At 69.2% G+C, this 11492-nt stretch carries 12 protein-coding genes; 1 reads left to right on the forward strand and 11 read right to left on the reverse strand.

Features of this window, described 5'->3' with window-relative positions:
* Positions 1-53: 53 nt before the first annotated feature.
* The 7 genes from AC3EO4_RS54855 to AC3EO4_RS54885 all read right to left on the reverse strand — a co-directional run bounded on the left by AC3EO4_RS54855 (position 54) and on the right by AC3EO4_RS54885 (position 6906).
* Positions 54-641 (reverse strand): DinB family protein, encoded by a 588-nt coding sequence (locus tag AC3EO4_RS54855; protein WP_379582076.1) that lies wholly within the window; start codon positions 639-641, stop codon positions 54-56.
* A 95-nt stretch (positions 642-736) separates the two neighbouring features.
* On the reverse strand, positions 737-1114 hold the full coding sequence (locus AC3EO4_RS54860; RefSeq protein WP_379582078.1) for a hypothetical protein: 378 nt from the start codon (positions 1112-1114) through the stop codon (positions 737-739).
* Between the two features lie 111 nt (positions 1115-1225).
* Entirely contained in the window at positions 1226-2476 is a 1251-nt protein-coding gene (locus AC3EO4_RS54865) for a competence protein CoiA family protein (protein WP_488186386.1), read from the reverse strand.
* A gap of 235 nt (positions 2477-2711) precedes the next feature.
* Positions 2712-3839 carry an SMI1/KNR4 family protein gene (locus AC3EO4_RS54870; protein WP_431904691.1) on the reverse strand — a complete coding sequence of 376 codons (1128 nt, stop codon included), beginning with the start codon at positions 3837-3839 and terminating at the stop codon, positions 2712-2714.
* Positions 3840-4089: 250 nt separating this feature from the next.
* Entirely contained in the window at positions 4090-5193 is a 1104-nt protein-coding gene (locus tag AC3EO4_RS54875) for a hypothetical protein (RefSeq protein WP_431904694.1), read from the reverse strand.
* A 287-nt stretch (positions 5194-5480) separates the two neighbouring features.
* On the reverse strand, positions 5481-6413 hold the full coding sequence (locus tag AC3EO4_RS54880) for a recombinase family protein (RefSeq protein WP_431904701.1): 933 nt from the start codon (positions 6411-6413) through the stop codon (positions 5481-5483).
* The gene (locus AC3EO4_RS54885; RefSeq protein ID WP_379582086.1) at positions 6334-6906 is read right to left on the reverse strand and encodes a recombinase family protein; all 573 of its coding nucleotides are present in this window, start codon (positions 6904-6906) and stop codon (positions 6334-6336) included. Before AC3EO4_RS54885 ends, AC3EO4_RS54880 begins: the two co-directional genes overlap by 80 nt.
* Between AC3EO4_RS54885 and AC3EO4_RS54890 the strand changes: the two genes are divergently transcribed.
* Complete coding sequence (locus tag AC3EO4_RS54890; protein ID WP_379582088.1) at positions 6905-7078, forward strand: hypothetical protein; 174 nt, start codon at positions 6905-6907, stop codon at positions 7076-7078. The genes AC3EO4_RS54885 and AC3EO4_RS54890 overlap by 2 nt on opposite strands.
* Before the next feature lie 238 nt (positions 7079-7316).
* Here AC3EO4_RS54890 and AC3EO4_RS54895 read toward each other — a convergent pair whose 3' ends face one another.
* From AC3EO4_RS54895 to AC3EO4_RS54910, 4 genes are all read right to left on the reverse strand, one after another.
* The gene (locus AC3EO4_RS54895; RefSeq protein ID WP_379582090.1) at positions 7317-7958 is read right to left on the reverse strand and encodes a recombinase family protein; all 642 of its coding nucleotides are present in this window, start codon (positions 7956-7958) and stop codon (positions 7317-7319) included.
* On the reverse strand, positions 7849-9135 hold the full coding sequence (locus AC3EO4_RS54900; RefSeq protein WP_431904698.1) for a tryptophan 2,3-dioxygenase family protein: 1287 nt from the start codon (positions 9133-9135) through the stop codon (positions 7849-7851). The genes AC3EO4_RS54895 and AC3EO4_RS54900 overlap by 110 nt, the downstream gene beginning before the upstream one ends.
* Before the next feature lie 175 nt (positions 9136-9310).
* Positions 9311-10171: an LLM class flavin-dependent oxidoreductase gene (locus AC3EO4_RS54905; protein WP_379582094.1), complete on the reverse strand. Its 861-nt coding sequence runs from the start codon at positions 10169-10171 to the stop codon at positions 9311-9313.
* Between the two features lie 200 nt (positions 10172-10371).
* Positions 10372-11355, reverse strand: a complete 984-nt coding sequence (locus AC3EO4_RS54910) for a LysR family transcriptional regulator (protein WP_379582096.1) — start codon at positions 11353-11355, stop codon at positions 10372-10374.
* Positions 11356-11492: the final 137 nt, after the last annotated feature.

Below are 11492 nucleotides of genomic sequence, written 5' to 3' on the forward strand. Positions count from 1 at the left end.
CCGCCCCCCCCCCCCCCCCCCCCCTCCCCCCCCCCACGGTGGCGCGATTGTGGTTAAGCCTTGATTGGTGCGGCCGCCCTGGCGGCCAGTTCGATCTTCGCGCAGTAGGCTGCGCGGGCTTCCTCGTCGATCTGCTCCTCGTATTCGGGGCGCAACCCGGTCCGGCCGTCGAGGCCCTCGCGCAGGATGTCGGCGTGCCCGGAATGCCGGGTGGACTCGCCGAGGACATGGACCATGATGGCGAACAGGTTCGTGTGCCAGGCCGGCGTTGACTCCGGCCACCACGGCACGTGGCCGGGGGCGTCGAGGGGAAGCTCGTTGATCGTCGCGTCCGAGTGTCCCCACGTGCGCCGGTAGAACCCGATGATCTGTTCGCGGGTCTCGTCCTCGGTCGCCCAGTGGCTGCCGTCGGAGTCCTGCCACCGGGGCAGCGGTTCCGGGGAAGGGCGGTCGAAGACCTCGCCGAAGTACCTGGCCTCAACGGTAGCCACGTGTTTGACCAGGCCGAGGAGGTTGGTCCCGGTCGCTGTCAAAGGTCGGCGGGCATCGTATTCGGACAAGCCGTCGAGTTTCCAGAGCAGCGCCTTGCGGTCCCGCCGCAGTCTCTCGTGCAGGTTGTCTTTCGCGAAATCGTCGATCATGGGTCACGATTCTGTCAGGCTGCGCGGTGGGCTCAGGTTGCGAGCTGCCTGGCGTCGGCTCCTAGCCAGTTTGTCGCGAGGGGCGTCTTTCCTGGTCAGCCTGTGGTTTCAGTGAGACGAGCTTCCAGGGCGGCGATCATCTGAGCGAGCAGGCCGGTGTTCTCCTGCTTGACCACCTGGGGGCCGACCTTGTCGATGCCGAAGACCTTGGTGATGCACTCGTCGACGGCCTTGGCCATCGTGCCGAACTCCTGGCGCGCGATCGACTTGTCGTTGCCGGCCTCGAAGGTGGTGGCGCGGTGCATGTCCTTCATCGCGGTCATCGCGGTGCGGGCGGCGGACATCGCGTCGCGGGCGCCGAACTCATCGCCCAGGCCCTGGCGCATGTAGCGGGTGACGAAGACCCGGCGACGGGCGGAGCTTTGTGACGGCAGGAACTTCTCCAGGCGATCGCCCCGGTTGGCCGCGACCACGCGGGCGACCTTGACGGCCCGCCGCAGGCGGGGGCCGTCCTTGATGCCGACGCCGGCGGCGATGTCGGCGTAGCTGACCTCGCGGCCGTGGTTGCTGCGCGGCTGCCTCGGTCAGAGCAGGGTGGTCTGCTCGTGGTCGGGCAGGTCGAAGTGGGTGACCAGGTCAGCGTCGATGAGACCGGTTGCGGTGATCAACGCCTTCTCGTGGGCGTTGCGCACGAAGACTCGCGTCGGGGTATGGAGCCGGCCCAGGGATTGCGGGCAGGGTCTGACCACCCCGTAGAGACGACGGCCGGTGTAGACGGCGATGCCGTACGCGTGCTCGCGGTCGCCTTCGTCGGGGCTCGGGAGCGCTCGTGAGGCGTGTTCGGTCATGGACAGCGCCGCGACGTGGTCTATGAGCTCGGTGAGCTGGGCGGCAGACACCCCGTTCCACCATTGGTGTGCGGCGGCTTGCTCCTGGCGGTCGCGTTCAAGGCGTGCCAACTCCTCCTGCCGGGCCTTTTCTTGCTGCTGACGCTCCTGTTCGCGGCATTGTGCCTCCCTGGTCGCTCGCTGACATTCCAGCTCGATCATGAGTAGGCGGTGTCGTTCTGCTGCTTCGGCACGACGACGTTCTTGTTCTTGGCATTGGCGTTCGCGCTCGACCTGCTTGCGGTGTTCCTCGGCTCTGCGCGCGTGCTCCTCACGTGCGCTCTTGGCGGCTTCCTGCCGCTGGCGCATGGCTTCGTGCTTGGCTTCGGTGTCGATGGAGCGCTGTGTGGTCCACGACGCCGAACGGCGCGTGGTGGCATTGCCGCCTGGCAGGTGGATGCGCCGGTAACGGCGCCCGATGGAGTGAAAGGTCAGGCCGTGGCCGAGTACCCACCGCACGACGGTGGCAAGAGGGACGTCGTCGACCTGGACCCATCCGCCTCGGGCGTAGTCGAACCTCACCAGACCGTCGTGCACCATCCACCGCTCGGCCGCCGTTGGCGGGTCTGCCGGGGTCACGGCGACTGCGGGGACCGCACACAGCCACGGGATGCGGTCGCGGGAACTGACCCAGCAGACATCGATGTTGTCGTCGGCGTAGCGGTCGGTGTGCATGTGGATGTCGTCGTCGGTGATCGGGGAGAGTTGCGCCTCCCACGCCACCCGGTCGCCGTCTGCGACGGAGGTGGCCATCACGTCAGCCCGCCAGGACCCGTCGGGTGCCGGCACTTCGAGATCGGCTGACCAGCCGGCGCGGCGGATCGCCTCGGCCAGCACTAGCTTCAGCTGGTGGTGATCGGCCGATTCCACCGCCAGCTGGCATTGCGGCGAGCGGCCGGGGTCGTGCGCGAAGTATCGCGTCCGCCGCGGCGACAGCTTGGCGTGCACGTCGTGGCCGCACTCGGGGCAGGTGAGCCCGATCCGGGGCCGCGTCCGGTAGACGCTCTCCCACGCCAGTCCCTGGCCCAGGTCGGTGAGCGTGGCGTCGATCCGGCCCAGTTCGGGATGTAACGCCGTGAAAGACATCCGACCCCGTCTCTATTCGATAGTCGCGAGTTGTCGTTCCCATGGGGCCTGATGAAGACGCTCCGTGTTCCCCCGGCGCGTAGCGGCTGACCTTCGTTTAGCCCCGTCTCATGGCCAGGAGTTCGCGTCCGCGCTCCGGCGTGATCAGGCGGGCGGCCCTGGGGTCGGCCAGCAGGGCGATCGGTGCGAGATGGTCCTCATGCAGCGGCCGCCAGTGGACAAGGGCATCGCGCAGGCGCGGCCAGGCGTCCTGTCCGGCGTCGAGAGCGGCGTGCGCGGCCACGTCGAATTCCGGGTTGCCGAAGCGGAGCCGGAACCCCGGCTCCTTCCGCCGCGCCTGATGACAGGCGATCAGGTCCTTGATCCGCTGCGGACCGCGCTCCCGCAGGAACCGGAGCGTGGAACCTAGGCCGAACCGTCGGGCCTTCTTGTGCGCGGTGAAGAGCAGTGGCAGGGCCTGCGCGGCGAACAGGTCCTCATCGAGGACCCACGACCGGGTGTCGCTGTTTGTGACCAACTGGTAGAAGGGGTCGTCGTCCACTTCTCTCAACAGGGTCTGCATCTGGAAGTGCAGGAACGAGGCGCGGTCGCGGCCGAAACGTGTGGCCTGCGCGAACACGGTCAGTGGGCAGTCCACCTCGCCGCGCAGGCTCGCCAGCCGGGCGTCCTCGACCTTGGCGTCCCACTCGCGCTGGGTCTCGCACTGGGGGCGGTCAAGGGCGTGGAATCCGGCGTAGAAGTCGTACATCTTCTCGTAGAACGAGCCGTACCGGTCGGGGCCCATGCCGGTCCATGAGAACACGTCGTAGGCCGCCCATTCACCGCGCTCGTCGACGTCGCCCGGGTCGAGGTAGACGACGCCGGCATCCGCCTCCAGAGAGATCAGCAACGAGCGTGCCGCCGCGGGCTCTGCGTCCTCCTCATCCCAGTCGGCGTAGGCCTCGGCCCACATCGGCTCCAGATCAGCCAGCCAGCCGATCTCCTCGGTGCCGCGTAGGCTCCAGACGAAGTTGCCCGCGTGCCGCCAGCCGTTGGTGACCAATAAGAACTCGCGGAATGATGGGGGCAGCACGCACCCCAGACGCGCCTCCAGGGCCTGTACCTCGTCCTCGGTGGCGGGCGGGCACCCGAGCCAGGGATCGCCGTCCGGCTCCTCGTCGGGGCGGGCGATGCGCCACTCCTCGCTCCAGCGCTGGAGGAACGGCTTCCATGCGTGACGGTCCATGGCGGGCTCCTACGACGTCGCACGATCTGGTCCCGCGAATTCCATCAGGTGCCACCGACATCCCCGGTGTCGGGCGATGGCCCATCGTGCGACCCGTATCGGCCTGTCGGTAAAGGTCGACCCCACCAGTCGCCGTCTGTGGACGCCTGACGCTCGCCGGGCAGGCCTGCCCATCGACGTGCTCGAGACATTCTGCCGCGGCCTCGACAGCGCCTTGCTCACGCGCTCGATGTGTTGGGCAGGCGATTGCTCAGTTCCTGCTTCTGGTCGCGTACCGGCCGGGCCGGTCCGCCATCGCGTCGAAACACTCGACACTGCACGCCAGCCCGAGACTGGCAGCCATCGCCGAGCCGATGATGACGGTGCCGCATTCGTCGCAGCGGCGGCCCGCCGATCTGGCCTCCTGCTCCATCGCATCGACGCGACGCCCCGCCATGTCGATGGACAGGTCGTCGTCGGGGAGCCGCGGGTCGATGACGATGAGGCCGCCGGCGTAGCGGCTCATCCGGTGCTCGACGGCCGCCACGCACCCGCCGTCCGACAGCGTGGGAATGCCGATGATCTCGCATACCCGCTCGTACTGCTCACGCGTGTACGGGCCAGCGCCGGCCGCGGCCTCGGCCGCCTTGCGGCCCCGTGCCAGCCGCCACTCGGTCTCGGCCTTGCTGCCGTTCACGCGGCGCTCGGCGAGAGTCTGTACCGTCATCCGCATGACCGCCGTCTCGCCCTCGGAGAGCGGCAGCCAGCCGATGCCTTTCATGCACCGTTCGTCGTCCAGCGGCTCCAGGCCGGCTGCGGCGCATGCCCGCTCGTACTGGTCACGGGTGTAAACGTGGACGGACGGGTCGGCCAGTTCGTAGTCCGGTCTCGTGTCGTACGGCCACTCCTCGCCGATCGCCTCATGCACTCGGGCGAGCAGCGCGTCGTATCCGTCGTAGCGGGCCTTGCGGGTCTCCTCGTCACCGAGCGCCGCCTTGAGGTCATCGACGTCGCCATAGCCGCGGAACGCTTCCCACTCGTTGGCGGACTGGTAGGTGAAGATGCGTCTACCTTGGCCGAACTCCTGGCGGCTCAGTTGCATCTGATCCCGCTTCGCAGGGCGGTCCACGATCCAAAACACGTTGCCATCCTGGTCGCGTACGTGGAGCAATTCGACTTCCTCCTCACGCACGGCGTAAGACGCTCCTCGCCGCACGGTGAAGGGCTGCCGACCGACAACCGTGAACGATGGCATGTGCGAGACGATGATGGTGGTCGTGGGGGTGCCGTCCTCCTCTTCGGTGTTGCGGCTGATCTCTGTCTCGTATTCGCCAAGGTAGTAGAGCTGTTCGCCCGTGTGCATCGGGTCGAGCATGGGTTCTCCCAAGCGGTTGGCAGTGGATTGGATTGACGGGGGGGGTTCAGGTGATTGGGATCACCTCCTCCGGCAGCGGATCACCTTCGGTGTTCGGTGACCGCGCGGAATGCTGAGTGGGTGGCCGCGTGTGGCGGGAGCGGCGGCAATGGCCCCAGATGCGCTGTCTGGAGGTTGAACATGTGGAGCGGCTCCTTGTCGTGGGGGATGGGCTTCAGGGCCCTGCGCTGGATTGGTGCGTGCGCCGCGCAGTGGTCGGGCGCGACACTGTGATCTTCGCGGGCGCGTCAGCCTGGGCCTTGACCCAGCGCGGTCTGCGCGTCGGCGATGCGGACGTGGCAGGCCTGCGCGATGTCGGACCAGGAGGATCCGTCTGCGCGCAGGGCCTGCACCGCGTGGCGCAAGGCCGTGTCGTAGCGCAGGCGCGCCTCGACGAGCGTGTCGAGTTCGGCCGACTGTAGGTGCACCTGCACGGGTGGGGCCGTTGGGGTGCCGAGACGCAGCGCCAGCGCCTGTCGCGCGCTGGCCTGGAGTTCACGCAGCGTCCGGCCGTGGACGACGACGCCATGTGCACCGGCCCGCGTGATCCACCGCCCTTCCAGTCGAACGGCCGGCAGGATGATGGCGCGCCCCCGTCGGCCGCAAGTTCGGCCGTGGGTTCGGGCGTGGGTTCGGGCGTGGGTTCGGGCGTGGGTTCGGGCGTGGGTTCGTGGTCGGTCACGCGCCCGCCTCCAGGATCGTGGTGACCTCGTCGGCACCGCGGCAGGCAGCTCTCCGCGCGGCAGCACGAACTGGCGTCCCGCGGCCTCGTACAGGACGTGGGCGTCGCTCTCCCGCACCGTCGTGAGCTGCATCCCGCGCTGGGCGGCGGCCGCGTTCACCCGATCCCAGCCGGGCGCTTGCCGCTCTCGCATCTGCGCGGTCACCAGCTGAGTCTCATGCCATTCCTCCAAGAGCACGATCGCCGGATGGGCTTGCTCACGTGACCACACCCAGTCAGCGATGGGTTTGATCCGGCCGTGGTTGGTCCGGGCCGCGCACCTGTTGAACACCTGATAGCCGCTGTACTTGGGTTGTGCGAGCATCTTGCGGATCCGCCGCACGTTCCACAGCACCTGTCCGTCGGCCAGCGGATGCCGGTCAAGGCCGGCGGCCAGCAGACGAGCGATCTCGCCGTCCCCTCGCTGGTTGTCTCGGCGGAGCCGGAACACTTCCTGCACCGAGTTGGCGCGGCGCTGGTCGGGGTGCAGCGCGAGGCGCATTTTTGGGGCGGCCGCCGCCGAACCTATTGGCGGCCAGGGGAGCATCGGGGTCCACGACGGCGATGTAGCCGTAGCAGGGCGGGCCGTGCCGGTAGCCGGCGGCGGCGTGCTGGCGTTGACCGCGCATGGACTGCTTCAGCAGGTCGTGTCGGTAGATCTCGGCGCGAACCTGCGCGGTACGGCGTAGCTCCAGCTGTCCGGTGGTCATTCTGCCCCTGGGTTCGTTGGCGCATTCGAGCGTCACCCCGCGGGAGGCCAGGTGGTGCTCGACTTGGAGGCTGGGCAGCATGTCGCGGGCGACGCGGCTGACCCGTTCGCACACCACCCGATCGAGTTCACCGCGCTCGACCCACTCCAGCAGCTCGCGCAGCCCGCCGTCGCGGGGGACGGGCACGCCGAGCCTCGCGTAGTCATCGGCGCAGCCCTGGCTGCGCTCGTCCAGGCCGAGCATGCCCGACTCCACGTCCCAGAAGTGGGCGGTGAACGCCTCGCCGGGCGCCAGGAGCAGGCAGGCCTCGGAGAGCTGTCCGGCGATCGAGGAGCGGGGATCCTGGTTGTCCTTGGTGGAGCAGCGGCCGAGGAACGCCGTCCTGGCCGGCCGTGTGCTGGCGGCGGTCTGGTAGCCGGGGAGCGCTGAGATCGATAGGGGGGTCGAACATGGGCCCGTCCTTGCGTGGTTTGAGGAGACGCCGATGAGAGCCCTCTGCGACGAAGGGCTCCAGGAGCATCCCCGCTACCGCGGGGCCGACGGACGGCCACCGCAGCGACCGCTCGTGATTCCGTGCACCACGCCCGGCATGTGGGGAGTGGTCATGATCGGAATGAGTCTTAAGGTGCCATGCGCGACCCGAGCACCGCAAATCAGGATGGCGTGAGAGCCTTCTCATACGCTCGCTCAGGGGCGGGCTCCACTCGGAAAGGGCTGGAGCGGCGCGGACTGGCAACCTGGCCGCGCCGATCAAGCGGCGCAAGAACGCCGACCCGACCGAGGCATCGCCCACCGCCACATCGCCGCGGCTGCCGGTGACGGCAGAGTGTGCCGAGGGTGTGCCAGCATGAGATCACGCCCCGCCGGAGGCACCTTTCCTTCTCCTGGCGGGGCGGCTCACGGACTTGGAGGCATGTGGGATCCGGTTCGGGGCGAGTCATGACCAGGGAAATTCCGCTGGCCCCGATACGACGGGAACCTCCGCGCCGGCAGTACCCGCTCGAACCGGACTCCGCACCCGGCGGCAACGACACCCGGCGCTCACAAGCCCCGGCCCCCATGTCCTCCAGAAACCTCACCGAACCCTGCAGGGACCGGCCGAGCCGGTCCAGCGACGGTACGACCAGCGTGTCACCGTCGCGCGGGTAGTCCAGCGCCTTCCAGAGCTCCTCGCGTGTCGGCTCGCTAACGCCACTGGCCGTTCCGTTGTCGGTCAAGCCCCGAGGCCTCGCCGAGCCGCCCGAACAGGCGGTTTCCCAGACATTGCGTGAGGTACGGCACGCCGGCGGTGTCACCCGACCCGCGCGCGTCGCCGAGCATCCGTACGGCAAGCGTGCGGTGCGTCGACTTCCAGCGCTGATGGATGGCCTCCAACCGGCCGAGCGCCGCGTCGAGTGCCGCCCATGCCGCCGGGCTGAATCCCGCCTCGCCGCGGAGTTCGAGATACACGCCGGTCAGGCTGTCGTGGTGACCCTCCGCCTCGGCACGCACGACCGGCACGCTCGTGAAGGCGGCCGACCGCAGACGCGCGGCGTCCGGAGGACCGCACAGAATCTCGAACCGCTTGTACTGTTCGGACTGGATGGCGCTGGCGCCCTGGGTGAACTGCCGGAATCCGGAGAAGTGCTCGGGCCGCATCGTCGCGACCATCCGGAACAGGGACGCCGCGCGCTCGAACACCGCGACCGCGTGATCGACTCGCGCCACGCAGGCATCCAGGCGCCCGTCCCGCAACGCGCCGATCGCCGCCCGCAGGTCCGACCCGATCGCGGTGAAGATCATTTCATGGGTCTGCAGGACCCGGATGAAGAAGTACTCGTCGTGCAGGAGGTACACCGGGAGGACGGTGACGTCGAACCACTGGCCCGCGCCGGTCGCGGGCGGCCTGGGCAGGTGGTCGAGAAGATCTTCCGGCCCGGACTCGGTCATCGTCAGAAGCGTCCGGCCGGGCGGGCCGTCGGCGGGTGCCGCCTCGAGGTCGTCGGCCATGAACCGCAGGGCGTGCCTGAGCCGCTTGCGCAGGGTCATCGCGTCCGGCCGATCCTGGCCCCACGACTCCGATGACCCGGTCGCGGCTTCGATCTCGAAGCGTACGACGTCGGAAACGAGCAGGGTGGACAGCCGGGCCGGGCTCAGCCCGCCATACCGTTCGTCCTGCAGAAGTTCCAGAAGGGGCAGCGCCAGATATGTCCGGTTCCAGAAGCGGTCCTCGTACTTGTCGAGGACGCAGTCGAGAAAGGCGTCGAGAAACGGGTCCAGGCCGGTGTGCTGGGCACGGACGGCGGCCAGTTGATCAAGGAAGCACTCTGGCAGGAAGTGTTTCCCCTCCCGCCGGACCTGGTCGGTGACCACGCGGGCCAAGGACATCCCGTCGACTCCGGCCGCCTGCCCGTCGGCCGGTTGGAGGCGTGAAGCGCGGCTGTCGCGACGAAGTCTCATGGCGGCGCCGCAGGCGTGCTTGCGATCGGTCATTGAGGTCACTCCATATGGCAGCCCCTCTGGGCGGCTCGTGACCTTTTGTAGCTCTTCTTGGTTATAAATCCCTTTCGTTCTACTTGCGGCGTGGACGGCCCTCCGCTCGGGTTGAGCGATCAGCGGAGGGCCTGGACGGTTGATGGCCGGGTGCCCTCGTGGGCACGGACAACCGTCATCGCGGTGCGGGGCCCTCGCGCAGGACGCCGCGTACGGAGTCCAGGGACACCGCGCCCCACGGGAACTCGACCATCCACCAGGTCGCGCCCGCCTCCACGTACGGCGCGGCATCGCTGCCGGGCGGCAGGGCGACCGCGACATCGTAAGGCGCCGCGGCGTCCTTCCCCTCGGCCGAACGCAACTCCTTGACCGTGCCCACCATCTCCGCGAACTGGTCGGGGCCGCTGACGTTCACGGGGAAGAAACCGTCATGACGGGCCGCGCGCCGCAACGGTCCCGGGTTGCCCGGCAGTGCCGCGGTCCACACCGGGATGCCGGGTCGCTGCACGGGTCTGGGCAGCAGCCTGACGCCGTCGAGCGTGTAGTGCTCGCCCCTGTGATGGACGGGCTCACCCGACCACGCGGCCGCCAGCAGGTCGAGGCATTCGTCGAGCATCCGTCCCCGCACCCGGTCGTCCAGTTCCTCCCCTGTCGTCGACAGTTCGAGGCCGAAGAGGTCGCTGCCGAGGCCGACGCCCAGGGTCAGGCGGCCACCGCTGAGCTGGTCGAGCGTCACGGTCTCCTTGGCCACCTTGGCCGGCCTGCGGCGGGGGAGCGGGGTGACCATCGGCCCGATACGTACGCGCTCGGTGGCGGTGGCGATCGCCGCCATCGTGATCCACGGATCCGCCACCTCCTCGACGGGCTCGCCCCACCGCAGGTGGTCCCACACGAACACCCCGTCCCATCCGGCTTCCTCGGCCTCGACGGCCAGGCGCGTGACGACGAGCGGGTCGGCGAGATCGTCGAAGAGCGGCAGCCACAGAGCCGAGCGGAGGCCGTCCATGGGCGGCTCGGTGGAAGGCGTGCTGGTCATCTGTCCTACTCCTCAGGTCGACATCGTGCCTGGTCACAACCTACGAGTCATGGTCGCTTCGCTGGGAGATCCTCTCGGGGCGTGTCGCACGGCACCCCACGCCGGCTGCTCGCGCGGGCGCGGGGAAGCCAGGGGCGGCGATGGCTCGCACCGGTTCCGGTCGCTGGAGCACCGCCGAGTCCAGGGTCGATCTGCGTGACCTAGAGCGCTTGAGGGTCGCAGGTCCTCAAAGCGGCCGGTGGTCTGCCGGCCTCGTTCCAAGGCCCCGTGGTCGCCTGGCCGACGTCGGCGGCGGCTTCCTGCAACAGCGTCACCAGGCGCCGGATGTCGGGGCGCCGAGCCGTTCCCGCGCGGCTGACTGTGAAGATCGTGCGGCTCACGGGCCGCACGAGCGGATGCAGGCTGATGGGCGCGCTCGCCGCTGGGAGGGCGAGGCGCGGGACCAGAGCGACGCCCGCTCCTGCCGCCACCAGCGCGGTCAGGACGGAGAAGTCGCTGCTGCGAGCACGGATGGCGGGCACGAACCCGGCCGCGCCGCAGGTCCGCTGGATCATCTCGTAGCAGGACGCCTCGGGCCCCGGCGTGAGCCACGACGCGTCGGCGAGCCGAGCGAGGTCGACGGCCTCGCCCTCGGGCACCCCGAGCCTGCCGGCATGGTCGGGGTGCAGCGCCAGCAGGACGGGATCCTCCATGAGGGTCGCCTGCTCGCAGCCGGCCGGGAAACGGCGGGGGAGCACGGTGTAGCCGTGGACGATGGCCAGGTCCGTCTCCCGCTTGCGCAATGCCTCGAGCGCGTCTTCCGGTTCCTGCTCGACCAGTTGCAGGGTCAGCGAGCCGTCGGCCAGCCGCTGCCATACGGCGGGCACGAGCGTGCGGGCGGCGGAGGCGAAGGCCGCGACGCGCACCAGGCCGTGCCGCCCGCCGCGCAGCGCGGCGAGATCGGACTCGGCGGCGGCGAGGTCGCCGAGCACGACCTCGGCGTGGGCGACCAGGAGCTCGCCCGCGGGGGTGAGGCGCAGGGTGCGTCCGTGCTTCTCGACGACCGGCACGCCCGCTTCGCGCTCGAGGACGGCGAGCTGCTGGGAGACGGCCGGCGCGGTCAGGTGCAGGGCCTCCGCGGTCGCGGCGACAGTGCCGTATGTATCCAGATGCTGGAGGATCCGCAGGCGGCGCACGTCAAGCATGTAGGAAAGCTTACTCTTCCAGCCCCAACCACCAAAGACCACTTTGGTTTCCACGCGTGGGCTGTTGGCATCGCGCCGGCTCGCGGCCCGCTACCGGCGGAGGCCCTAGGGCCTGTACGGAGTTCAGATCTTCAGGC

This window comes from Nonomuraea sp. bgisy101, assembly GCF_057708945.1.

What these genes read in the sequence shown, in the direction of transcription:
- AC3EO4_RS54855 (WP_379582076.1), bottom strand. Translation starts at nt 641, where the DNA reads ATGATCGACGATTTCGCGAAAGACAACCTGCACGAGAGACTGCGGCGG.
- AC3EO4_RS54870 (WP_431904691.1), bottom strand. Translation starts at nt 3,839, where the DNA reads ATGGACCGTCACGCATGGAAGCCGTTCCTCCAGCGCTGGAGCGAGGAG.
- AC3EO4_RS54875 (WP_431904694.1), bottom strand. Translation starts at nt 5,193, where the DNA reads ATGCTCGACCCGATGCACACGGGCGAACAGCTCTACTACCTTGGCGAA.
- AC3EO4_RS54890 (WP_379582088.1), top strand. Translation starts at nt 6,905, where the DNA reads ATGCCCGACTCCACGTCCCAGAAGTGGGCGGTGAACGCCTCGCCGGGC.
- AC3EO4_RS54885 (WP_379582086.1), bottom strand. Translation starts at nt 6,906, where the DNA reads ATGCTCGGCCTGGACGAGCGCAGCCAGGGCTGCGCCGATGACTACGCG.
- AC3EO4_RS54900 (WP_431904698.1), bottom strand. Translation starts at nt 9,135, where the DNA reads ATGACCGATCGCAAGCACGCCTGCGGCGCCGCCATGAGACTTCGTCGC.
- AC3EO4_RS54905 (WP_379582094.1), bottom strand. Translation starts at nt 10,171, where the DNA reads ATGACCAGCACGCCTTCCACCGAGCCGCCCATGGACGGCCTCCGCTCG.
- AC3EO4_RS54910 (WP_379582096.1), bottom strand. Translation starts at nt 11,355, where the DNA reads ATGCTTGACGTGCGCCGCCTGCGGATCCTCCAGCATCTGGATACATAC.